The sequence below is a fragment of the Zoogloea oryzae genome, from assembly GCF_030161255.1.
Classification (GTDB): domain Bacteria; phylum Pseudomonadota; class Gammaproteobacteria; order Burkholderiales; family Rhodocyclaceae; genus Zoogloea; species Zoogloea oryzae.
Map to the genome: position 1 here is coordinate 75,765 of NZ_BSPX01000005.1, position 22,453 is coordinate 98,217.

The 22,453-nt window shown below is 67.5% G+C and carries 17 protein-coding genes, 1 pseudogene and 1 riboswitch; of the genes and pseudogenes, 6 read left to right on the plus strand and 12 right to left on the minus strand.

Features of this window, described 5'->3' with window-relative positions; all coding sequences use genetic code 11:
- Positions 1-49 precede the first annotated feature (49 nt).
- The 6 genes from QQK25_RS03475 (at position 50) to QQK25_RS03500 (ending at position 10,880) form a co-directional block, all read left to right on the plus strand.
- Complete coding sequence (locus tag QQK25_RS03475; RefSeq protein ID WP_284186690.1) at positions 50-2,821, plus strand: ribonucleoside-diphosphate reductase subunit alpha; 2,772 nt, start codon at positions 50-52, stop codon at positions 2,819-2,821.
- Positions 2,818-3,894, plus strand: coding sequence for a ribonucleotide-diphosphate reductase subunit beta (locus tag QQK25_RS03480; protein ID WP_284186691.1), 1,077 nt, complete (start codon positions 2,818-2,820; stop codon positions 3,892-3,894). Before QQK25_RS03475 ends, QQK25_RS03480 begins: the two co-directional genes overlap by 4 nt.
- Before the next feature lie 55 nt (positions 3,895-3,949).
- Positions 3,950-4,184, plus strand: a riboswitch (cobalamin riboswitch).
- Positions 4,185-4,256: 72 nt separating this feature from the next.
- Positions 4,257-5,126 (plus strand): acyl-CoA thioesterase, encoded by an 870-nt coding sequence (locus QQK25_RS03485; RefSeq protein ID WP_284186692.1) that lies wholly within the window; start codon positions 4,257-4,259, stop codon positions 5,124-5,126.
- Positions 5,123-5,632 carry a GNAT family N-acetyltransferase gene (locus tag QQK25_RS03490; protein ID WP_284186693.1) on the plus strand — a complete coding sequence of 170 codons (510 nt, stop codon included), beginning with the start codon at positions 5,123-5,125 and terminating at the stop codon, positions 5,630-5,632. The genes QQK25_RS03485 and QQK25_RS03490 overlap by 4 nt, the downstream gene beginning before the upstream one ends.
- Before the next feature lie 100 nt (positions 5,633-5,732).
- Positions 5,733-7,184: a PepSY domain-containing protein gene (locus tag QQK25_RS03495; RefSeq protein ID WP_284186694.1), complete on the plus strand. Its 1,452-nt coding sequence runs from the start codon at positions 5,733-5,735 to the stop codon at positions 7,182-7,184.
- Between the two features lie 813 nt (positions 7,185-7,997).
- On the plus strand, positions 7,998-10,880 hold the full coding sequence (locus tag QQK25_RS03500; protein ID WP_284186695.1) for an adenosylcobalamin-dependent ribonucleoside-diphosphate reductase: 2,883 nt from the start codon (positions 7,998-8,000) through the stop codon (positions 10,878-10,880).
- Between the two features lie 75 nt (positions 10,881-10,955).
- On the opposite strand, the gene QQK25_RS03505 is transcribed toward QQK25_RS03500, so the two are convergent.
- The 12 genes and pseudogenes from QQK25_RS03505 to QQK25_RS03560 form a co-directional block, all read right to left on the minus strand.
- A complete protein-coding gene (locus QQK25_RS03505) occupies positions 10,956-11,573 on the minus strand; it encodes a glutathione S-transferase family protein (protein ID WP_284186696.1) in 618 nt (205 codons plus the stop codon).
- Between the two features lie 149 nt (positions 11,574-11,722).
- Positions 11,723-12,799 (minus strand): protein-glutamate methylesterase/protein-glutamine glutaminase, encoded by a 1,077-nt coding sequence (locus QQK25_RS03510; RefSeq protein ID WP_284186697.1) that lies wholly within the window; start codon positions 12,797-12,799, stop codon positions 11,723-11,725.
- Positions 12,781-13,320 (minus strand): chemotaxis protein CheD, encoded by a 540-nt coding sequence (locus QQK25_RS03515; RefSeq protein ID WP_284186698.1) that lies wholly within the window; start codon positions 13,318-13,320, stop codon positions 12,781-12,783. The genes QQK25_RS03510 and QQK25_RS03515 overlap by 19 nt, the downstream gene beginning before the upstream one ends.
- Before the next feature lie 4 nt (positions 13,321-13,324).
- The gene (locus tag QQK25_RS03520; protein ID WP_284186699.1) at positions 13,325-14,164 is read right to left on the minus strand and encodes a CheR family methyltransferase; all 840 of its coding nucleotides are present in this window, start codon (positions 14,162-14,164) and stop codon (positions 13,325-13,327) included.
- A gap of 4 nt (positions 14,165-14,168) precedes the next feature.
- The gene (locus tag QQK25_RS03525) at positions 14,169-14,732 is read right to left on the minus strand and encodes a chemotaxis protein CheW (RefSeq protein ID WP_284186700.1); all 564 of its coding nucleotides are present in this window, start codon (positions 14,730-14,732) and stop codon (positions 14,169-14,171) included.
- A gap of 3 nt (positions 14,733-14,735) precedes the next feature.
- Positions 14,736-16,340: a methyl-accepting chemotaxis protein gene (locus QQK25_RS03530; protein WP_284186701.1), complete on the minus strand. Its 1,605-nt coding sequence runs from the start codon at positions 16,338-16,340 to the stop codon at positions 14,736-14,738.
- A 28-nt stretch (positions 16,341-16,368) separates the two neighbouring features.
- Positions 16,369-18,591 (minus strand): chemotaxis protein CheA, encoded by a 2,223-nt coding sequence (locus tag QQK25_RS03535; RefSeq protein ID WP_284186702.1) that lies wholly within the window; start codon positions 18,589-18,591, stop codon positions 16,369-16,371.
- A gap of 18 nt (positions 18,592-18,609) precedes the next feature.
- Entirely contained in the window at positions 18,610-18,924 is a 315-nt protein-coding gene (locus QQK25_RS03540) for an STAS domain-containing protein (protein ID WP_284186703.1), read from the minus strand.
- 26 nt (positions 18,925-18,950) lie between these two features.
- Positions 18,951-19,319 (minus strand): response regulator, encoded by a 369-nt coding sequence (locus QQK25_RS03545; RefSeq protein WP_284186704.1) that lies wholly within the window; start codon positions 19,317-19,319, stop codon positions 18,951-18,953.
- Positions 19,320-19,329: 10 nt separating this feature from the next.
- A pseudogene (locus tag QQK25_RS24295) lies at positions 19,330-19,956 on the minus strand (methyl-accepting chemotaxis protein); the annotation flags it as partial.
- A 590-nt stretch (positions 19,957-20,546) separates the two neighbouring features.
- Positions 20,547-21,161 (minus strand): excisionase family DNA-binding protein, encoded by a 615-nt coding sequence (locus QQK25_RS03555; RefSeq protein WP_284186706.1) that lies wholly within the window; start codon positions 21,159-21,161, stop codon positions 20,547-20,549.
- A gap of 577 nt (positions 21,162-21,738) precedes the next feature.
- Entirely contained in the window at positions 21,739-22,368 is a 630-nt protein-coding gene (locus QQK25_RS03560) for a helix-turn-helix domain-containing protein (RefSeq protein ID WP_284186707.1), read from the minus strand.
- Between the last annotated feature and the right edge of the window lie 85 nt (positions 22,369-22,453).

Below are 22,453 nucleotides of genomic sequence, written 5' to 3' on the forward strand. Positions count from 1 at the left end.
GCGCGGCTCCAGGTCCTCGATTCTCCGCCCCCCAATTCGGAGAATCGCCTTGCTCGCCACCGTTCAGACTCCATCCGCATCCGCCAGCGCGTCGGCCATCGCCGCCCTGCAGGTGATCCGCCGCAACGGCGCCGTCGTCGCCTTCAACGCTGACAAGATCGCCATCGCCATGAGCAAGGCCTTCCTGGCCGTCGAGGGCAGCGCCAGCGGCGGCTCGGCCCGGGTCCGGGAGATCGTCGCGCGGCTCACCGACACCGTGCTGCGCGCCCTCACCCGCCGCCTGCCCGATGGCGGCACGGTGTCCATCGAAGACATCCAGGATCAGGTGGAGCTGGCCCTGATGCGCTCCGGCGAACACGACGTGGCCCGGGCCTACGTGCTCTACCGCGAACGCCGCGCCGCCGAACGGGCTGCCGGCATGGCATCCGCGGGCACGCCGACCCTCCACGTGCTGGCCGACGGATGTCGCATTCCCCTCGACACCAACGCCCTGCTCCGCCACTGCGAGGCCGCCTTCGCCGGCCTGGGCAACGAGGTGTCGGCCCACGCGGTGCTCGATCTGGCCCTCCGGAACCTCTACGACGGCGTCCCGCTGGCCGACGTGGACCAGGCGCTGATCCTCGCCGCGCGCAACCTGATTGAGCGGGAGCCAGCCTACAACCGGGTCACCGCGCAACTCCTCCTCGCCAGCCTCGCCCGGGAAGTCCTCGGCCAGCCGGTGAGCCTGGCCGACCTGCCCGGCCACTACGCCGAGGCCCTGCCGGCCTTCATCCGCACCGGCATCAATGCCGAACTCCTCGACCCGCGCCTCGCCGAATTCGACCTGGGCCGCCTTGGCGCCGCCCTGGTGCCCGAGCGCGACCAGCAGTTTGGCTACCTGGGCCTGCAGACCCTCTACGACCGCTACTTCCTTCACATCGACGGGCGGCGCATCGAGCTGCCGCAGCTCTTCTTCATGCGCGTGGCGATGGGGCTCGCGGTGGGCGAGATTGACCGGGAGGCCCGCGCCATCGAGTTCTACAACCTGATCTCGTCCTTCGATTTCATGTGCTCGACGCCGACCCTGTTCAACAGCGGCACCCGCCACTCGCAGCTGTCGTCCTGCTACCTCACCACGGTATCGGACGACCTGGAAGGCATCTACCAGGCGGTCAAGGAGAACGCCCTGCTGCAGAAGTACGCCGGCGGCCTGGGCAACGACTGGACCCCGGTGCGCGCCCTGGGCAGCCGCATCAAGGGCACCAACGGCCAGAGCCAGGGGGTGATTCCCTTCCTCAAGGTGGTGAATGACACCGCGGTGGCGGTCAATCAGGGCGGCAAGCGCAAGGGCGCGGTGTGCGCCTATCTCGAAACCTGGCACCTGGACATCGAGGAGTTCCTCGACCTGCGCAAGAACACTGGCGACGAGCGCCGCCGCACCCACGACATGAACACCGCCAACTGGATTCCCGACCTGTTCATGAAGCGGGTGATGGACAACGCCGACTGGACGCTGTTCTCGCCGTCGGACGTGCCGGACCTTCACACCCGCTTCGGCGCCGATTTCGAGGCCGCCTACTGCGCCCACGAGGCCCGGGCCGACGCCGGCGAGATCCGGCTCTTCAAGCGCATCCCGGCCGTGCAGCTGTGGCGGCGGATGCTCACCATGCTCTTCGAGACCGGCCACCCGTGGATCACCTTCAAGGACGCCTGTAACCTGCGTTCGCCCCAGCAGCACGTGGGCGTGGTGCGCAGCTCCAACCTGTGCACCGAGATCACCCTCAACACCTCCGACGACGAAACCGCCGTGTGCAACCTGGGCTCGATCAACCTGCTCGCCCACCTGAAGGACGGCGCCCTCGACCAGGACAAGCTCGCCCGCAGCGTGCAGACCGCCATGCGCATGCTCGACAACGTGGTGGACATCAACTTCTACGCCACCCCCAAGGCACGCCGGGCCAACCTGCGGCATCGCCCGGTGGGCCTGGGCATCATGGGTTTTGCCGACTGCCTGTACGCCCTCGGCCTGCCCTACGCGTCCGACGCCGCGGTGGCGTTTGCCGACCAGTCGATGGAAGCCGTGTGCTATCAGGCCTACCGCGCCTCCACCGAACTCGCCCGGGAGCGCGGCCGCTACGGGAGCTTCGAGGGCAGCCTGTGGAGCCGGGGCATCCTGCCACCCGATTCCCTCGACCTGCTCGCCGCCGGTCGCGGCGGCCAACTGGAGGTGAACCGCGACAGCCACCTCGACTGGCCCGCCCTGCGCGCCCGCATCGCCCGCCACGGCATGCGCAACGCCAACTGCGTGGCCATCGCCCCCACCGCCACCATCTCCAACATCGTCGGCGTGTCGGCCAGCATCGAGCCGGCCTACCAGAACCTCTACGTCAAATCCAACCTGTCAGGCGAATTCACGGTGGTGAACGAAGCCCTGGTGCGCGACCTCAAGGCCCTCGACCTGTGGGACGAGGTGATGGTGGCCGACCTCAAGTACTTCGACGGCGCCCTCGCCCGCATCGACCGGGTGCCCGACGAGATCAAGGCCCGCTACGCCACCGCCTTCGAGATCGAGCCCGAATGGCTGATCGAAGCCGCCGCCCGCCGTCAGAAGTGGATCGACCAGGCCCAGTCCCTCAACCTCTATCTCGCCACACCCTCCGGCCGCAAGCTCGACGAGATCTACAAGCTCGCCTGGCTGCGCGGCCTCAAGACCACCTACTACCTGCGCACCCTGGGCGCCAGCCAGCTCGAAAAATCCGGTGGCCGCGACGACACCCCGCCCGCCGACGAAGCCCCCCGCTTCTGCGCCATCGACAACCCGGAATGCGAGACCTGCCAATGAGCACCGCCCGCTTCAACGACTGGGACATTCCCGCGCCGGCCCCGGTGCCCGCCATGGCCACCGACGCCCGGGCTGCCATCAACGCCGCCGACAAGCGCATCGTCGGCGGCCGGGCCGACATCAACCAGCTCGCCCCGTTCAAATACCCCTGGGCGTGGGAGTTCTTCCTCAAGGCCAACCGCAACCACTGGACGCCGCTCGAAATCTCCATGGCCCAGGACGTGCACGACTACCACCACAAGCTCACCGACGCCGAGCGCCACGTCTTCGAAAACGTGCTGGCCTACCTCACCACCTCCGACATCCTCGCCATGCGCAACATCGGGCTGGCGGTGATGGAGAAGATGAGCGCGCCCGAACTGCAGATCTACCAGGCCCGCCAGGTGTACGAGGAAGCCCTGCACACCTGGACCTACCAGCACTGCATCGAGACCATCGGCCTCGACCAGCAGGAGATCTACAACCGCTACCGGGTGGTGCCGGCCATCCACGGCAAGATCGCCCTCGCCAGCCGGCGCCTGGAACGGGTAATGCGCCCGGATTTCGACCTGCGTGACCGGGCCAACCTCCACGAGTTCGCCCTGTCCTACTTCTTCTTTGCGGCGATCTTCGAAGGCTGCTGGTTCTACAACGGCTTCACGCCCATCTTCGCCCTGCAGCGCCGGGGCCTGATGAAGGGCGCCGCCGAGCAGCTCCAGTACATCATGCGTGACGAGGTGCTCCACTGCGCCTTCGGCATCCGCGTGGTGCGCGAGCTGCTGAAGGAGGAAGGGCTCAGCCTCGACCCCGCCGTCCTGCGCACCCTGTGGGATGAAGCCGAGGCCGCCGAGGCCGACTACGCCGCCTACATCCTGGGTTCGCCCATCCTGGGCTACAACGCCGGGCAGCACATGGATCAGTTCCGCTTCATGGCCAACCGCCGCGCCCGTCAGGTGGGGCTGGCCGAACCCTTCCCCGGCGCCACCAACGTGCTGCCCTGGCTCGACGAGCAGGCCAACCTGCGCAAGGAGAAGAACTTCTTCGAAACCCGCGTCACCGAGTACCAGACGGGCGGCGCGCTAGCCTGGGATTGACCCGGCCAGCGCCTGCCCGGCGCCGCGCAGCCGGCGCCAAGCCCGATCCCGGGCGGCTGCACCCCCTGCGACAGGTGCCTGGTTCCGCCCTTCCGGCGAAACCGGGTGAAACGGGAACGGGGTACGCGGCGGCCAGTCCGCCGCCAAGCCCCGGCTGCCCCCGCAACGGTAGGCAAGTGCGGACCCTTCACGGCTGGCTTCTCCCGAAGCCGCCCGCCACTGGATACGTCCGGGAAGGCGAAGGGTCAAGACTTGCGAGCCCGGAGACCGGCCTGCCGCGCCACGCCATCTGCCCCACCGGGCAGGTGGATCTGCCATCGACCGTCCGCGGGGTAGCGGACAGTCCGACCAGGAGCCTCACCATGTCCCACACCCACACCCCGGCCACCGCGGCCCAGCCCCTTCCCACCACCGCCGACGACGACCTGCGCGATCCCCTCGACCGCCTGCTGCCAGCCCCCGCGCCGGGCGAGCTGTTCTCCCTCGTCGACGTGGTCTTCCCCGGCCAGTCGAACCACCACGGCACCCTCTTCGGTGGCGCCGCGCTGGCGATGATGGACAAGTTCGCCTTCGTCCTCGCCAGCCGCCGGCTGCGCCGCACCGTCGTCACCGCCGCCCTCAGCCAGACCCACTTCCGCTCACCAGTGCCCGCCGGCCATCTGGCCGAAGTGAGCGGGCGGATCGTCCGCACCGGGCGCCGCTCGGTGGACGTGGAAGCCCGCCTGTGCGCCGAGGACATGCTCACCGGCGAACGCACCCTCTGCCTCACCGGGCATTTTGTGATGGTGGCAGTGGGCGACGAGACGGAATCCACCGAATCCATCCCCCTCCTCGACGCCGTACCCGCCGACGTGGTGCGGGTGGTGGAGATCGTCTTTCCCGGGCAGGTCAATCACCGGGGCATCCTCCACGGTGGGCAGGCCCTCGACTGGCTGGGCAAGGCCGCGCTGGTCGCCGCCACCCGCCGGGCCCGCAAGCCGGTGGTGATGGCCTCGAGCGAGACCCTCGACTTCGTCGCCCCGGCCCGCGTGGGCGACATCGTCGAGACCCGCGCCCGGATCAGCTCGGTGGGACGCACCTCGCTCTGCGTCGAGGTGACCATGACCGCCGAGACACCCCGGCAGGCCGGGTCGCGGCTGTGCACGCGGGCATCGTTCGTCTTCGTGGCCATCGACGAAGCGGGCCGCCCCACGCCGGTCGGCGCAGCCCATCAGTCCGGGAGCGCGGGATGAACCCCCAGTCCGCCTCCCTGCGTCTGGGGGGCGACGCCCGCCTGCGGGTGCTCGCCCACCTCCTCGCCCTCAACCCGGCCGAAAGGGTCAGCCGCTTCAACGCGCCCCAGTCCGACACCAGCATCCGGGCCTATGTGGCGCGCGTCGATTTTGCCCGCGACCTCGTGCTGGCCATCGGCCCGGCGGAGCATCCACCCCTCGCCCTGGCGCATCTGGGCATCGCCGGCAACAGCGGCGAGCTGGGCTTCAGCGTGCTCGCCCCCTGGCGCGGGGCGGGTCTGGCCACCCGGCTGTTTGAAGCGGTAGTCGCCTGGGCGGAGGGCAACGGGCTGGAGCGGGTGCTGTGCATCGAAGGCCACCCGGCCGCCCGGCGGATCGTGGCCAGGCTCGGCCTGCGCAAGTTGCAGCGTTTCGAGCCACCACGGCTGACGGTGCTGGTCTCGCCTGCCGCACCCAGCCCGACCACGCTACGTACCCGGGCCAGCCCGAACCCCATCCCCTGCTGATCCACCCGGGCGCGCAGCCACGTACTGCGCGCCCGAAACAGACGCAGTCACCGCCGAATCCACCTACACTCCCCGGCCCTCACGCCCCAAGCAAGCCCTGATGAAACATCGCCTGCTCCGCCTCCTGCATCTTGCCCACCGCTGGCTCGGCATCGTCACCGGGGTGCTCATCCTCGGCTGGTTCGTCTCCGGCATCGTGATGCTCTACGTGCCCTTCCCCAAGCTGACGCCCGAAGAGCGGCTGGCGCACCTCGAACCACTGCAGCCGGACGCGATCCGCGTCAGCCCGGCCGTCGCGGCCCGCGCCTGCCCCCAGAAGCCCCGCAGCGTCCGGCTGGCGATGGCCGATGGCCGGCCGGTGTTTCACTTCGGCACCGCAGACGGCGCCTGCAGCGTGTGGGCCGACGACGGCACGCTGGTAGCCGTCACGCCCGACACCGCCACGGCCACCGCGCGGCACTTCCTGCCCGGCGCGCCAACCACCGGCGTCGAAAGCGTCGACCGCGACCAATGGACGGTCTACACCACCTACAACCCTCACCGCCCGCTGCTGCGCGTGTCCCTGGACGACGCGGCAGGCACCGATCTGTACATCTCGTCCCGCAGCGGCGAGGTGTTGCTGGACACCACCCGTTTCGAGCGGGGCTGGAACTGGATCGGCACCGTCGCCCACTGGATCTACTTCACCCCCTTGCGCGGCGACGACACCACCTTGTGGCGCCAGCTGGTGCTGTGGCTGCCGGCCGCGGCGATGCTCACGGTGGCGGCCGGGCTGATCCTCGGCTTCCAGCGCCTGCGCCTCGTGCGGCGCTACCCGCGGGGCGCGATCACGCCCTACCGGGGCTGGAAACGCTGGCATCACCTGCTGGGCGTTACCGTCGGCGGACTCGCCGCCACCTGGCTGGTGTCGGGCTGGCTGTCGAATCATCCCTTCGGCCTGCTGGCCTTCAGCAGCCTGCCGAAGGGCGCCACCCAAAAGCTGGCCGGCGTGGCGTACAGCCCGTCGGACAACCTCGCCCTGCTCCACCGCCAGCTTGCCCAGGTGCCCGACGCCCGGGAGGCCGAGTGGTATCGCTTTGGCGGCCGCAGCTATCTGGAAGTCCGCACACCGGGCGCCATCCAGCGCCTCGACGACCAGGCCCGCCCGGCCGCGCCCTTCGCGCCGGAAACCCTCGCCACCGCCATCGCGGCCATCGAGGGGCATCCGGTCGCCAGCGCCGAGATCATCCACGCGCCCGACCTGTACCACTACGGCCGACGCAATCAGGCGGTCTTCCCGGCCGCACGCATCCGCCTGGCCGATGCCGAAGACACCACCTGGTATCTCGACCCCGCCACCGGCCGTGTGCTGTCCCGCATCGATGACGCCAACCGGCTCCACCGCTGGGTCTTCAACGGCCTGCACCGGCTCGACATTCCGCCGCTCCACGCACTGCCGACGCTCCGCGAGGGCCTCGCCACGGGCCTGTGCCTCCTGGGCGCACTCCTCGCCGGGAGCGGCTGCGTGCTCGCGTGGAGACGGCTGCGCCACCGCAAGGCATCCGCCCGCTGAAAACGACAACGCCCGGACCCCCACGCGTCCGGGCCTTGCAGCGGGCTGAGTCCTGGCGGTGGATCAGCGGAGCTTGCTGGCCTTCTCGATCTGGCACGGATCTTCCTGCCCTCCTCCCGGATTGACGTGTAACCACTGATGGACGGGGCACTGTTCCTGATCCGCCCCAACCGTAGCCCCATCCGCCCGAAGACGCTCGACGCGATCGCCACCGGACCGCTCATCCCCCCTGCCACCCAAACGCCATCCGGGTGCGGGTCGAATCCACCCTGACGGGCTCCGGCCGGCGGCTGAAGATCGCGCTCGAGATCGATGGCGTGGAGGCCAATCCAATTCGGGTGGCCAAAGGCGGCGAGTGGCTCGCCAACCCTGTCTCGCCACAGCCGGCAGCCCACCCCCGGGGCCGTAGCGCAGCCCGCGCGCTCACCGGCACGCCTCACCTTGCCAGCCCTTCCACACGCGCGAGGCATGCCACACGGCCGGGCATCCCATCCGTTCCGCATCCCCCGCCCCCGAAAAACCCTCCCACGCGGAGGGCCTCCGGGGCCTTCGTGCGCCCCGCCCACGCAGGATTTCGGCATCCACGGGGCCGCATTTTCCCGACAAATCAAAGGCCTGAGCCACCTTGCCGAAGTTTTTTCCTTGATTTTCCAGCCCAAAAACACTACTACATGTAGTAGAAAAAAAAGTTTTGAAGCACTATTGATTTTTTTAAGTATTTGTTTTTAAACGTCAAAAATTTTTGCTCATTTCTTTCTCCGGGGGTAAGCTATGCGCCGACTTACATCATTACCGATCAGCCATCCAAGAGCCATGACCGCCACGACCAAAACCGCCAAAGTCCAGCCCGCCACCGCCGCCAACCTCGAACCGCAGGAGATCTCCGGCGAGGTCCTGCTGGAGAAATACGCCAAGGGCAACGAGCAGACCATCTCCGACGTGCGCCTGCGTGTCGCCCGTGCCCTGGCGGCGATGGAATCCGAAGAAAAGCGCCTGTTCTGGGAGACCAAGTTCCTGGAAGCCCAGGAGCGCGGCTTCGTGCCTGCCGGCCGCATCAACTCCGCCGCCGGCACCAACCTGGCTGCCACGCTGATCAACTGCTTCGTGCAGCCGGTGGGTGATTCGATCACCGAATCCGTCGACGGCCGCTGCGGCATCTACACCGCGCTGGCCCAGTCCGCCGAGACCATGCGTCGCGGCGGCGGCGTCGGCTACGACTTCTCCTCCATCCGTCCGAAGGGCGCGATGGTGCGCGGCACCCAGTCCAACGCCTCCGGCCCGGTCTCCTACATGCGCGTCTTCGACCGCTCCTGCGAGACCGTCGAATCCGCCGGCTCCCGCCGTGGCGCCCAGATGGGCGTGCTGCGCTGCGACCACCCGGACATCGAGGAATTCATCCACGCCAAGGATCACGGCGACCTCACCAACTTCAACGTCTCCATCGCCGTGACCGACCTGTTCATGCAGGCCGTCGAAGCCGATGGCGACGTCGAGCTCGCCCACAAGGCCGAACCGTCCAGCGACATCAAGGCCGCCGGCGGCTACCAGCGCGACGACGGGCTGTGGGTGTACCGCAAGGTGCGCGCCCGTGATCTGTGGGATCAGGTCATGCGCTCCACCTACGACCACGCCGAGCCGGGCATCCTGTTCCTTGATCGCATGAACAAGGACAACAACCTCTACTACTGCGAGACCATCGAGGCCACCAACCCGTGCGCCGAGCAGCCCCTGCCGTCCTACGGCTGCTGCTGCCTGGGCTCGATCAACCTCACGCTGTACGTGAAGGACGCCTTCTCCGAGAAGGCCAGCTTCGACTTCACCGGCTTTGGCAAGACCATCGAGACCTCCATCCGGATGCTCGACAACGTGCTCGAAGCCACCCACTGGCCGCTTGAACAGCAGCACGCCGAAGCCCAGTCCAAGCGCCGCGTCGGCCTCGGCTTCACCGGCCTCGGCAACGCGCTGGCCATGCTGCGCCTGCGCTACGACACCGACGAAGCCCGCGCGATGGCCACCCAGATCTCCGAGTTCATGCGCGACCAGGCCTACCTGGCCTCCGTCGAGCTCGCCAAGGAGCGCGGTGCCTTCCCGCTGTTCAACGCCGACATGTACCTGTCCGGCGGCAACTTCGCGTCGCGCCTGCCCAGCGAAGTGAAGGACAAGATCCGCAAGCACGGCCTGCGCAACTCGCACCTGCTGTCGATCGCCCCCACCGGCACCATCAGCCTGGCCTTCGCCGACAACGCCTCCAACGGCATCGAACCGCCGTTCTCCTACACCTACACCCGCAAGAAGCGGATGGCCGACGGCACCTTCAAGGAACACGCCGTCGAGGACTACGCCTGGCGCCTGTACCGTCACCTGGGCGGTGACGTGAACAAGCTGCCCCCGTACTTCGTGACCGCGCTCGAGATCTCCGCCAAGGCCCACAAGGACATGGTCGCGGCCGTCGCCCCGTTCATCGACACCTCCATCTCCAAGACGGTGAACGTGCCCGAGGACTACCCCTACGCCGAGTTCGAGAACCTCTACCTCGACGCCTGGAAGTCCGGCCTCAAGGGCCTCGCCACCTACCGCCCCAACAGCGTGCTGGGCTCCGTGCTGTCGGTCACCCCGAGCAGCGAGCAGAAGCAGCCGCAGGATGTCGAGATGTCCGACGACACCAACCGTCGTCTGTCCATCAAGAACCTGCCGGCCCCGGTGCTCTCGTCCCTGCGCTGGCCGGGCCGCCCGGATCTGCCGGATGGCAACGCTGCCTGGACCTACATGCTCAACACCCCGCAGGGCAACTTCGCCCTCTTCGTGGGCCACATGGACCCGGTCGAGGACAGCCCCGCCAAGGGCAGCTTCCCGTTTGAAGTGTGGGTGAATGGCGCCGACCAACCCCGCGGCCTGGGCGCCGTCGCCAAAACGCTCTCGATGGACATGCGCGCCAACGACCGTGGCTGGCTCAAGCTCAAGCTCGAAGCGCTGGCCAAGACCGTCGGCGAAAAGCCCTTCGAACTGCGCTTCCCGCCCCACGGCGAACAGAAGCTGATGCCGGGCGTCGTCTCCGCCTTCGCCCAGGTCGTGCGCTACCGCTGCGAGAAGCTCAACGCCCTCGAAGGCGATCTGCCGACCCCGGTGCTCGACAGCGTGTTCAGCCTGCAGGAGCCCAAGACCGGCACCGACGGCACCCTGTCCTGGACTGTCGACATCCAGAACCCGGCCACCGGCGAAGACTTCGTGCTCGGCCTCAAGGAAATCACCCTGCCGGACGGCGTCACCCGCCCCTACTCCATGTGGCTGTCGGGCAACTACCCGCGCGCCCTGGACGGCCTGACCCGCATCCTGTCCCTCGACATGCGCGTGATGGACCCGGCCTGGATCGGCATGAAGCTGCGCAAGCTCATCGACTACCCGGAGCCCCTGGGTGACTTCATGGCCTTCGTGCCGGGCACCCGCCGTCAGCAGAACTGGCCCTCCACCGTCGCCTACATGGCCGCGCTGGTGATCCACCGCTACGCCATGCTCGGTGTGCTCGACGAAGCCGGCTACCCGACCCGCGAGATGGGCATCCTCGAAGCCCCCCGCGACACCAACGAGCCCAAGCTGATGCAGGGCGCCCTGTGCACCGAATGCGGCAACCACTCGGTGATCCGCAAGGACGGCTGCGACTTCTGCACCGCCTGCGGCGCGGTTGGCACCTGCGGCTGATCCAGCCCTGCCCACGCAGAACGGCCCCTCTCCGGAGGGGCCGTTTTCATTGGAGCGCGGCAAACGGCGTGCTGCTCAAACCCGATAGCCTTCCTCCCGCAGCACCTGGCTCACCGCCGGGCGCGCCAGCATGCGGCGGAAGTGGGACGCGCAGTTGGGCGGTAGCGGCAGCTTCAGGCGGTCGGCCCAAAACTCGGTGTAGAACAGCGCCGCGTCGGCGATCGAGAAGGTGCCGACCAGGTATTCCCGCCCGGCGAGCAGGCCATCCATCACCGCGAAGCCGTCCGCCACGATCTGCCGCCCGCGGGCCTGCACCGCGTCGTGGTCAGCCGGGTTGGGGGTGACGTTGGCGGTGGTGAAGATCCGCGTGAAGCCCTGGCCGTGGATGGTGCCGACCGCGTGGTTCATCGCCTCCAGCACGCGCACCTCGCCCTCGGCATCAGTGGGCAGCAACCCGCGTCGCGGGTACTGACGGGCCAGCCACCAGGCGATCGCCTGAAACTCGGTGATCGCCGTGCCATCGTTACGCACCAGGGTCGGGATGGTGCCCTTCGGGTTGATCGCCAGGTAGTCGGGCTTGAGGTGGTCGCCCGCGGGCAGATTGACGATGTACACCTCGAACACCGCGCCCACCTCTTCGAGCAGGATGTGGATACCGGTGGAGCACGAACCGGGGGTCATGTAGAACTTCATGGGCGAGCCTTGCTGGTGGCGGGACAAACACCCCGTGCAAGATCGATGCCATCAGCCTGGGTCGGGCGGTGCGCGCCGGACGTCCGCGGCCTTGTCGGCAAGGCGCCGAAAAGGCCGCCGGATTGTCGTGATCCGCCCAGACGCAGGGGTCAACTACGGCGGCTGATCCGGCCAAGGATCGCCGCCGGGATGTCGGTGAGCGGCAGCACCTTGTCCACCCCGCCCAGCTTCACGGCTTCCTTGGGCATGCCATATACCACGCAGCTGGCTTCGTCCTGGGCCACCGTCCAGGCGCCGGCGTCGTGCATTTCCTTGAGGCCACGGGCGCCGTCGTCGCCCATCCCGGTCATGATGACGCCCACCGCGTTGCGACCGGCAAAGCGCGCGGCGGACCGGAACAGCACATCCACCGACGGCCGGTGCCGGCTCACCGGCGGGCCGTCGATCACGTCGACCACGTACTGCGCGCCGCTACGCTTGAGCAGCATGTGCCGCCCGCCCGGCGCAATGAGCACCCGGCCCGGCATCACCCGGTCGCCGTGGCGGGCCTCGCGGACCTCCACCTCGCACAGGCCATCAAGACGCTGGGCGAAGGCACCGGTGAACTTCTCCGGCATGTGCTGCACCACGACGATTCCCGGCGACACCCGGGGCAGCGCCCGCAGCACGGATTCCAGCGCCTGGGTGCCGCCGGTGGAGGTGCCGATGGCCACCACCGTCTCGGTGGTCTGCGCCATCGCCGAGCCCGCCGGCAGGATCGCGTCGGCTGAAAGCTTGGGTGCGACGGCGCTCGGTGCAGGGGCGCTGGGCACCAGGCGCCGCACGTTGGACCGTGCCGCGGCCTTCACCGCGCTGATGAGATCGTCGGAGCAATCGTGGAGAAACTGCTTGAGCCCCACCTTGGGCTTGGTCACCACGCACACGGCGCCGGCAGAGAGGGCCTGCAGCGCCGTCTCCGAGCCTTTCTCGGTGAGGGTCGAGCAGATCACCACCGGGGTGGGCCGATCGGCCATGATCCGGCGCAGGAAGGTGATGCCGTCCATGCGCGGCATCTCCACGTCGAGGACGATCACGTCGGGCCACTGGGCCTTCATCTTCTCGAGGGCGAACACCGGGTCCACCGCGGCGCCGATCACCTCGATGCCGACATCCTCGTCCAGGGTGGCCGAAAGAACCTGACGGACCACCGCCGAATCGTCGACGATCATCACCTTGATGGCGGGCATGGGGAGATTCCTTTTCTGGTTGTTCTTGAAGGGCCCGGCAGCACGCCGTGCCTCATGGTGACGCGGCCGCTCCACACATCGAAGATCAGGTGACGGTGGCCGTAGCCTTCCATATGGGTTGCGCTGCACAGCAGGCGGTGCCGCTCCACCAGCCGCAGGGCCGCCTCCACGTTCTGGCGGCCCACCGACTTCGATGTGGCGCCGCTCGCCACGCCCGGGAACATGTCGCCGCCGCCGAAGAGCCGCACCCGCACGCCGCTGGTGTCCAGCCCCGCCCGGTGGATCTCGTCGAGCAGCAGGCCGAAGGCCTCGTCGCCGTAGCGCCCGTCGGGCGCGCGGCCGTGGCGCTCACCGCGGGTGGGCAGCATGAAGTGGCACATGCCGCCCACCCGCATCCCGGGATGCCAGAACACCGCCGACACGCAGGAGCCGAGCACGGTGCGGATACGCGTGTGCCGGTCGCCGAAATACCATTCGCCCGGCTGCAGGAAGATCTCGACGACCCCGTCGGGCATGCGCATGGGTTCAGGCCGCCGGCTTGCGGTAGATCGACGGGCGGACGGTCTTGAGCGCATCGGAGACGCCGTTGAGGTTCTCCGAATGGCTGAGCATGAAATAGCCCCCTGGCCGCAGCAGCGGCAGGATGCGCCGAATCACCTGACGCTTGGTCTCCAGGTCGAAATAGATCATCACGTTGCGCAGGAAGATCACGTCGAACTGGCCAATGTCCGGCAAGGCGGCGTTCAGGTTGATCTGGCGAAAATTGATGCGCCCGCGCAGCTCGGGCTTCATCATGAAGGTGCCGTCCTGGCTGCCGATGCCCTTCAGGCAGTACTTCGCCAGCAGCGGCCGGGGGATGCCCGCCGCGTCGTCCATCGGGTAACGCCCTTCCCGCGCATGGGCCAGCACGCGGGTGGAGAGGTCCGAGGCGACGATCTCCCACGGGCGCCCCGCCAGCACCTCGGCCATCACCATGGCGATGGTGTAGGGTTCCTCGCCGCTGGAGCAGGCGCCGCTCCACACCCGCACCGTGCTCTGCCCCTTCAGTTCGGGCAGCGCGTGGCTGCGCAGGAAGTCGAAGTGCTTGGGCTCGCGGAAGAAGTAGGTCTCGTTGGTGGTGAGCAGGTCCACCGCGATCTGGCGCTCCGCAGCATCGGCCTGCACCCGCTTCAGGTAGCTGCCGTAGCCGTCCAGATCCAGCTGGCGCAGCCGACGGGCCAGCCGCCCGGCCACCAGCTGCTTCTTGGCGTCGGACAGGCTGATCCCGGCCAGCGAGTACATCAGCGCGCGGAACTGGCCGAACTCCCGGTCCGTCAGCTGGCCCTGCAGCCCCGTGACGTGGCGCTGGACGGCGGTCGTGGTCACGGCGTCAGCCCGCCACGCTGCTGGCAAGACGCGGCAAGGCGCCGGCATCCACCGGCTGCCCGTGCCGCGACAGCGTGTCGAGCGCCGACAGCTCGTCCGTGGACAGCACCGCCTCCACGTTGAGCAGGATCACGAAGCCGCCGCCCACCTTGCCCATGCCGCGGATGAAATCCGCCCGGATGCGCGCGCCAAAGGCCGGCGGCGGCTCGATCTCGCCGGGCGGGATCTCCAGCACCTCGCTGACGGTATCCACCACGATACCCAGCACCTGGCACTCGTCGCTGCCGCTCATCTCGATGATGACGATGCAGGTGCGCCGGGTGACCTCGGTGGGCTGGCCGCCGAAGCGCGCCTTCAGGTCGATCACCGGCACCACCGCGCCGCGCAGGTTGATGACGCCGCGAATGCTCCGCGGCATCATCGGCACGGTGGTCACCTGACCATACTCGATGATCTCCTTCACGCTGAGGGTTTCGACGGCGTACATCTCGCCGCCCAGGGTGAAGGTCAGGTACTGGCGGGGCTCGAAGGCGACCGCCGGCAGGTCTTTCCTGGCAAGCGTGGCCATCTCTCAGCCCTCGAACTGGACAAACTCGGTTTCAAAGATCGGCGCCCGGCCGGAATGACGGCGGCTCTCGGCACGGCCGGCAACCTCGGCGCGGGCGGGCCGCGCCCGATGACCGCTGGCGAGCTTGAAGTAGGCCATCGCCTTGCTCAGCTGCTCGGCCTGGGCGCTCATCTCCTCGGCAGTGGCGGCGAGCTCCTCGGAGGCCGACGCGTTCTGCTGGGTGGTCTGGGAGAGCTGGGCCATGGCCGAGTTGATCTGGCCGACACCGGAGCTCTGTTCGTCCGACGCGGAGGCGATCTCCTGGACCAGATCGGAGGTCTTGGTGATGCTCGGGATGATCCCTTCGAACAGCGTCCCGGCCCGTTCGGCCAGGGCCACGCTGCTCCTGGCGGTCTCGGAGATCTCCTGGGCCGCCACCTGGCTGCGCTCGGCCAGCTTGCGCACCTCGGCCGCCACCACCGCAAAACCCTTGCCGTGCTCGCCAGCCCGCGCCGCCTCGATGGCCGCGTTGAGGGCCAGCAGGTTGGTCTGGTAAGCGATGTCGTCGACGATGCCGATCTTGTCGGCAATGCTCTTCATGGCCTCCACGGTCGAGCGCACGGCCTCGCCGCCTTCGATCGCCTCCTTGGCCGCCTTCGCCGCCATGCTGTCGGTGAGAGTGGCGTTCTCGCTGTTCTGGGTGACGGACGCGGACATCTGCTCCATCGACGCCGAGGTCTCCTCGACGCTCGCCGCCTGCTCGCTGGACGACTGGGACAGGCTCTGGGCGGTGGCGCTCACCTCTTCCGACGCGCTGGAGAGCGAATCGGCCGAGCTGCGCACTTCGGTGATGATCGACGTGAGCCGCTCGTTCATGGTCTTCACGCTGTAGAGCAGACTGGTCGTGTCGCCGGCCTTGGTGTCGACGGTGAGCGTCATGTCGCCCTCGGCGATCTTCGACACCACCTCGGCCGCGTAGCCCGGCTCGCCGCCCAGCTGCTGCATCAGGCTGCGGGTGATCAGCGCGCCGATGAGCGATACCGCGACCAGCGTGGCCGCGCCGATCCCCATCGCCACCCAGCGGGCGCTGGCCACGCCCTGGGCAGCATCCTCGGCGGCCTTGCGGCCCAGCTCGGCGTTGTACTGGCGGTGATCCTCGAAGGCGTCCCACAGGCGGGCCATCGTGGCCTGGTTGGCCATGAGCAGGTCCCGCGCCTCTTCCATCTTGTTCAACCGCGAGAGCACATAGACCCGATCGCGAAGTTGGTCAAACGCGGCCAGCGCGGCCCGGTCGGCGGCCAGCAGGCTCTTGTCCTTCTCGTCGCTGAGGAGGCCCTCGTACTTCTTCAGCGCCTCGTCGATCTTGCGATGGTGGGCGGCGATCTTCTCTTCAAGGGCAGCCATCACCGCCGGATCGGACGCGGCGATGTGCTGCCACAGCTGGGTGCGGGCGGCGGCCATCGGCGAGAAGGCCGCATCCAGCGTGAGGATGCTCGGCACCACGTTTTCATTGGCGTAGTTGGTGGTTTCATAGACCCGGCTCATCTGGGTCAGGCCCACGATGGCAAGGAGGATGATCCCGAACGCGGCGGACAGGATCAGGGACAGCATTTTCTTGCTGACGGTCATGACGATTCTCCAAAGAGTGGCCGACGGCTCAAACCGGCGACAGGGTGGAAGACAGGTGACGGGAAACGGGTTGGCGCTCGGTCACCTGCCGAACCAGCCCGGGAACATCAAGGATCAGGGCAACTTCTCCGCTGCCCAGAATGGTGGAACCGCCGATGCAGCGGATATGACTGAAGACCTTGCCGAGGGGCTTGATGACGGTCTGGAACTCGCCGAAGAGCTGATCAACCACCAGCCCGGCGCGCTCCCCGGCGTACTGCACGACCACCACGTTCTCGCGGCGGGGCGCTTCGCCCGGGATGTCGAACAGGTCACGCAGGCGCACGAAGGGCAGCACCTCGCCGCGCAGGTTGAGGTAGCTCGCGCCCTGCTCGGGCTTGTCCCTGTCGGGCAGCTCGATGCACTCCAGCACCTGCTCCAGCGGCACCACGTAGGACGCACTGCCAGCCCCGATGAGAAAGCCGTCGATGATGGCCAGCGTCAGCGGCAGGCGCAGGCGCACCGTGGTGCCCTGCCCTTCCACGCTGTCCAGATCCACGGTGCCGCGCAGCGCCAGGATGTTGCGTTTGACCACATCCATCCCCACGCCGCGCCCCGAAAGGTTGCTGACCTGCGTCGCGGTGGAGAAGCCGGGCTCGAAGATGAGACCGAAGATCTCCTTGTCCGACAGCACCTGGCCTTCGCTCACCAGCCCGCGCTCGACCGCCTTCTGCAGGATGCGCGCCTTGTGCAGCCCACCGCCGTCATCGCTCACCTCGATGACGATGCTGCCCGACTCGTGATAGGCGTTCAGGCTAAGCCGGCCCTGCCGCGGCTTGCCGCGGGCGGCGCGCACGTCGGCCGGCTCGATGCCGTGGTCCAGGGCGTTGCGCACGATATGGGTGAGCGGATCGCCGATCTTCTCGACGACGGTCTTGTCCAGCTCGGTTTCGCCGCCGCGGATGTCGAGCTGGATGTCCTTGCCCAGCTCGGCGGCCACGTCCCGGACGACCCGGCGGAAGCGGCTGAAGGTGGCGCCGATCTGCACCATGCGCAGGTTGAGCGCCGAATCACGCACGTCCTCCACCAGCCGCGACAGCACGCCGGTGGCTTCCACCAGCTCGGGCACCTTGACCCGCCGCGCCACCAGCTGGGCGCCGGCGCCCGCGATGATGAGCTCGCCCACCAGGTTGATGAGCTGGTCGAGCTTGGCGGCGTCCACCCGGATCAGGGTCGGCTCGCCGGCCCGGGTCTTGCGGGCCTCCTGCTGGTGATCGAGAGCCGCATCCACCAGCGGTGCATCCACCAGTTGCTGCTCCACCAGCACCTCGCCGATCAGCGGGGGGAGCTCGCCGGTGATCTGGCAGGCTTCGGCCCGCGCTTCCTGGGTGCGCAGGGCCAGGGCCAGCTCGTCGGCGGTGAGCGAACCGCAGCGGACGAGCATCTCGCCCAGCAGCAGATTGTCGTCCGGCAGATCGCGGAACAGCGCCCGGTAATCGTCCAGCGGACCGTAAGGCGGGATGATCCGGACCAGGCTGTCCTCCCGCACGAAATCGAAGGCGCCATTCACCGTGGCGGCGTCGGCCTGGCTGGCAAAGCTGAGGTCGAAGCCGAGATAGCAGGTTTCGGGATCAAGGGCCGACAGGGGCGGAACTCCACCGATCACCGTCTCGAGGCTGACGATCTCGCCGAAGGTGCCCAGATAGCGCAGGATCGACAGCGGGTCCATGCCGTTACGCAGCAGGTCGGCGCCCGGCCGCATCGACACGTGCCACAGGCCGCTGGCCACGGTGTCGGCCACCGGCACCGACGGCAGCCCGGCGACGGAGGCTCCGGTGGCTTCGTCAAGCCCGGACTGCGGCGCCGCGCCCTCGCCCCGGTCGAGGACCGCCTGCAGCCGGGCCGTGAGCGCCGCGCTCCGGGCGGTGATCGCGTCGTCCGGCGCCTCACCGGCGGCCAGGCCGTCGATCAAGGCGCCCAGCTGGTCGCAGACTTCCAGGAACAGCGCCCCGAAGGCCGGCTCGAAGGCAAGCTGATGGGCGCGGATCCGATCGAGCACGCTCTCCGCCACGTGGGTGAAGGCCACGATGTGGTCCAGCGAGAACAGCCCCGCCGAGCCCTTGATGGTGTGCGCGGCGCGGAAGATCGCGTTGATGGTTTCCGGGTCGTCGGCGTTGCCCTCGACTTCCAGCAGCGCTTCCTCCATCTGCTGGAGCAGCTCGCGGCTCTCGGCGATGAAGGTCTGGAGCGGATCTTCGAAATGGTCGGTCATGGTCGGCAGCTCCGCGTGTCAGGCCTGAGCCGCCGGCTCGAGCTCGAAGAAGCGCAGCAGCCGGCAGAACTCGAAGGCCTCGAGCACCCGCTTGCTGGCAGCACGCACACGAAAGCCCCGGTCGCCGTCGGCCGCCTCCAGGCGCAGCGACACCAGCAGCTGGATGCCGGCCGCGTCGATGTCGCTGACGCCCGACAGGTCAAGCTCCACGTCGCCCGGCGCGGCCAACGCGGCCAACAGCTCGTCGCGCCACTCGCGGGCGGTGTAGATGGTCATCTCGCCAGTAATCACGACGTGGCTGCTGCCAAGGTTCTTGTGATCGGATGCGTTCATGGCGTTGTCTCCTCCGAAAGATCGGATCAGGGCAGGACCAGCTTGGCGACCGCGCCGAGCATCTGCTGCGGCTGGAAGGGCTTGACCACCCAGGCCTTGGCGCCGGCCGCCTGGCCTTCGCGCTTCTTGTCCTCGCCGGCCTCGGTGGTGAGCATGATCACCGGCGTGAAGCGGTAGGCCGGCAGCTGCTTGACGGCCTTCACGAAGCTGATGCCGTCCATGTTCGGCATGTTCACGTCGCTGATGATGAGGTGGACCTTGCGGCCGTCCAGCTTGCCCAGGGCGTCCCGCCCGTCGCAGCCTTCCAGCACGTCGTAGCCCGCTCCGCGCAGGGCGATGGCGACGACCTGACGCAGGGACGCCGAGTCATCCACGATGAGGATGGTCTTTGCCATGTGTGTTTCCTTAAAAGAATGTGATGCCTGCCGCATCCTGGGCACGGGCCGCAGCCTCGCCCCGATGCAGGGAATGTTGTTCGGGCGTGGTATAGGCGCGGCTCATCTCGATCAGCCACGCTCCCACATCGATAGGCTGCGGAGCGATGCCCGACTGCAGATTGGCGCGTACGCCGGACAGGTGGCCGGTGAGCCGCCCCATGTCGGTTTCCACGTGCCCAAGCACCTGGCTGACCCGATCCTGGAACTGCAGCGCCACGAGCACCTCACCGATCTCGCCCGCCACCATCTGCCCCTCGGCGGTCAGCGACTGGGAAGAATCGACCAGCTTCCCGGCCGCGGTACGCAGACGCTGCACCACCTGCCCGATCTGCTGGCCGGACTGGCTCACCAGCAGCTGGTCGTCCCGCGCGTTGCGCTCGGAGACCGACAGCACCTCGTGGATCGCCCGGGTCACCGAGCTCACCGTCTCGCCGATCTTCTTTCCGGTCTCGCCCGACGACGACGACAGCTTGCGCACCTCGTCCGCCACCACCGCAAAACCGCGGCCCGCCTCGCCCGCCCGCGCCGCCTCGATGGCCGCGTTGAGCGCCAGCAGGTTGGTCTGTTTGGCAACGTCGGCCACCTCGCCCGCCATCTGCTGCAGCGAGCCGGTGATGCCGGCCAGGCGCGCCACCTCTTCGAGCAGGATCTCCTTTTGGGAGAGGGCATCCCGCAGCGCCGCGACGATGTGATCGAGCTCGGTCTCGCTGATGTTGAGCAGGGAAACCAGGTCGTCGCCGCTGGCGCCGCGAGACGTGGCCAGCGCAGCCTCGACCCGTGTCGAGATACCCGCAAACCGGTTTGAAAGCGCGGTGATGGCTTCCTCCGTCTGCTGCCGGGCCAGGGCCACCTGGCCGCTCCACACCGGCAGCACCTCCTCGCACAGGGTGTCGAGCCCTTCCACCGGCGGCTGAACCGCCCGCTCAACCTCCATCACACTGGCAAGCCGGGCCTCCACCGCACCCAGCGCATGCCAGTGACGGCGCGCGTGATATCCACCCAGCAGCGCCACCACGATCCACTGAAACGCCGCCAGCGCCAGCACCTCGAGGCGCAGGCCACCCACCACGACGAAAAGCGCCGCGGTCGATCCGCCCAGGCCGATCCAGTCCCACGGCAGACCAGGCGCCGTCGTGCTCACCGCCCGCTCCCGGGCGTTGCCTTGCACCTGCATGTTCGATCGCATCACCGCCCCTCCCCTGTCCGCTCGTCATCCCTGCGCCAATTGCGCAGGAAGGCCCGCACCATGACCGTCAGCTCCGCGCCATCGAGCGGCGTCCCCACGATCACCACCTCATCCGGCAGACGCTGGCGCACGCCCACCCGGTCGGCCTCCGAGGCCACCAGCACCACCACCAGCATGGCCCGATCCTTCGCATGGACGATCAGCGCATCGATCATCCGGAAGAAATCCAGCCCGGTGACGCCAAGGTCCGTGATCACCACCCGCGGCGCCATCTCGCCCATGCGGATGAGGCCCTCGAAACCATCGCCCACGCCAATCACGACGCAGTCGGACAACACATCCTCGAGCTGCTGCTGCAGCGCCTGCCGCTCGTCGGGGTTCTCCCGTAGCAGCAGCACGCCAAAGGGCGCATGCCGCGTGATGCCGGCCCGCTGCTGCTCGTCGAGCAGCCGCCCCACCGACCCCATCAGGATCCGGCGATGCCCGCCGGGCGTCTTCCACGCCTGCAGCCGGCCCTCCTCGACCCACAGCTGCGCCGTGCGTACGCTGATCCCGAGCAGGCGGGCCGCTTCGCGGGTGGAACATGTCTGAGCGGAGAGAGCGTCTGTGGCCATAAGTCCTTACCTGTTTTACCGATATTATCAGTTTTTTTATTTTGTACATTAATTTGTTGTATTTAACGTTTTGATATGGGATCAAGGCTATCCAGACTCCTCTGAAGGAAGATCACCCATGGCTACCTATAACAATTTTTTCTTTTATATACTGATTGTTGCCTGATATTTGGCTGATAATTCGCTCTTCTTGACCTGCACAGAAGTTTCTTTATCACGCGGACCGCCACGCACTTGAATGTTGTTTTTGTTGTTTTTGTTATTAAAATTTTTTCTTTTTATCGAATATTTCCATCACTGCAGGCCGTCTGCTGCACCCATTACGGGTAACAACAGCACGCTGAAAGCACTCTCGATACCGCCAGTGAACGAAAAAACCCCCTGTCCGGCAGCCCGGACAGGGGGTTTTGGATACTTCTCAGGCTAGATAGTCGGTCGCCAGTTGCGTCAATATGTCAATCGACCAGTTGCGGCACTCCGATCGACCGGCGGATCAATGATGTAACCCCATCCCCGCCGTGTCGACACGGCAACCATCAGGCACGCGGTTCTGACAAGGCCACGGCGTCGATCGAGATCAACCTGAGGCTCCCAGACCGGGGGGCTGCATCGACACGGTGCGTTGCGGATCCCGGAGCAATCCAAGCACAAGGGCGGCCAGCTCCGAGCCATCCACCGGCGGCTCCAGCAGCACCACGTCTTCGGGCAGGCGGGCACTCACCGCAGCTCGGTCGACGCCTGCGGCCAGCAGGACGACGACCACCATTCGACGCTCCCGGACGTATCCAATCAAGGAATGGATCATCCGGAAGAAATCGAGGCCGGTGACGCCCAGATCAGTGACCAGCACATCAGGACGGATCTCGCCGATCCGGATGAGCCCTTCGAAACCACTCGCCACCGCCCAGACCTTGCAATCAGGCAGCACCGCGCTCAGCAAGGCTTGCAGCGCACGGCGTTCGCGGGCGTTCTCCTTGAGGATCAGCACACTGAAGGCGTCGGGCCCGACGATCACCCCCGCGCGACGCTGCTCCTCCAGCAGCCGCTCGACCGACTCGACCAGGATGCGGCGGTGCCCGCCCGGCGTTTTCCAGGCGCGAAGCCGCCCGTCCTCAACCCACAGCTGGGTCGTACGGACACTGACCCCGAGCAGGCGGGCAGCGTCACGGGTGGAACATGTCAGGGAGGCGGAGGCGACTGGATTCATGGGCGCGCGTTATGGTTTTCGTTATTATCACTTTTAATGTTTATACAAGCAAAGCCGCGTTTATCATTTAAAACAACAAAAACAA

Excerpts from the sequence above, each read along its gene's own strand:
- QQK25_RS03480 (WP_284186691.1), top strand. The coding sequence starts at position 2,818 with ATGAGCACCGCCCGCTTCAACGACTGGGACATTCCCGCGCCGGCCCCG.
- QQK25_RS03485 (WP_284186692.1), top strand. The coding sequence starts at position 4,257 with ATGTCCCACACCCACACCCCGGCCACCGCGGCCCAGCCCCTTCCCACC.
- QQK25_RS03490 (WP_284186693.1), top strand. The coding sequence starts at position 5,123 with ATGAACCCCCAGTCCGCCTCCCTGCGTCTGGGGGGCGACGCCCGCCTG.
- QQK25_RS03495 (WP_284186694.1), top strand. The coding sequence starts at position 5,733 with ATGAAACATCGCCTGCTCCGCCTCCTGCATCTTGCCCACCGCTGGCTC.
- QQK25_RS03500 (WP_284186695.1), top strand. The coding sequence starts at position 7,998 with ATGACCGCCACGACCAAAACCGCCAAAGTCCAGCCCGCCACCGCCGCC.
- QQK25_RS03505 (WP_284186696.1), bottom strand. The coding sequence starts at position 11,573 with ATGAAGTTCTACATGACCCCCGGTTCGTGCTCCACCGGTATCCACATC.
- QQK25_RS03510 (WP_284186697.1), bottom strand. The coding sequence starts at position 12,799 with ATGCCCGCCATCAAGGTGATGATCGTCGACGATTCGGCGGTGGTCCGT.
- QQK25_RS03515 (WP_284186698.1), bottom strand. The coding sequence starts at position 13,320 with ATGCGCATGCCCGACGGGGTCGTCGAGATCTTCCTGCAGCCGGGCGAA.
- QQK25_RS03525 (WP_284186700.1), bottom strand. The coding sequence starts at position 14,732 with ATGGCCACGCTTGCCAGGAAAGACCTGCCGGCGGTCGCCTTCGAGCCC.
- QQK25_RS03530 (WP_284186701.1), bottom strand. The coding sequence starts at position 16,340 with ATGACCGTCAGCAAGAAAATGCTGTCCCTGATCCTGTCCGCCGCGTTC.
- QQK25_RS03535 (WP_284186702.1), bottom strand. The coding sequence starts at position 18,591 with ATGACCGACCATTTCGAAGATCCGCTCCAGACCTTCATCGCCGAGAGC.
- QQK25_RS03540 (WP_284186703.1), bottom strand. The coding sequence starts at position 18,924 with ATGAACGCATCCGATCACAAGAACCTTGGCAGCAGCCACGTCGTGATT.
- QQK25_RS03545 (WP_284186704.1), bottom strand. The coding sequence starts at position 19,319 with ATGGCAAAGACCATCCTCATCGTGGATGACTCGGCGTCCCTGCGTCAG.
- QQK25_RS03555 (WP_284186706.1), bottom strand. The coding sequence starts at position 21,161 with ATGGCCACAGACGCTCTCTCCGCTCAGACATGTTCCACCCGCGAAGCG.
- QQK25_RS03560 (WP_284186707.1), bottom strand. The coding sequence starts at position 22,368 with ATGAATCCAGTCGCCTCCGCCTCCCTGACATGTTCCACCCGTGACGCT.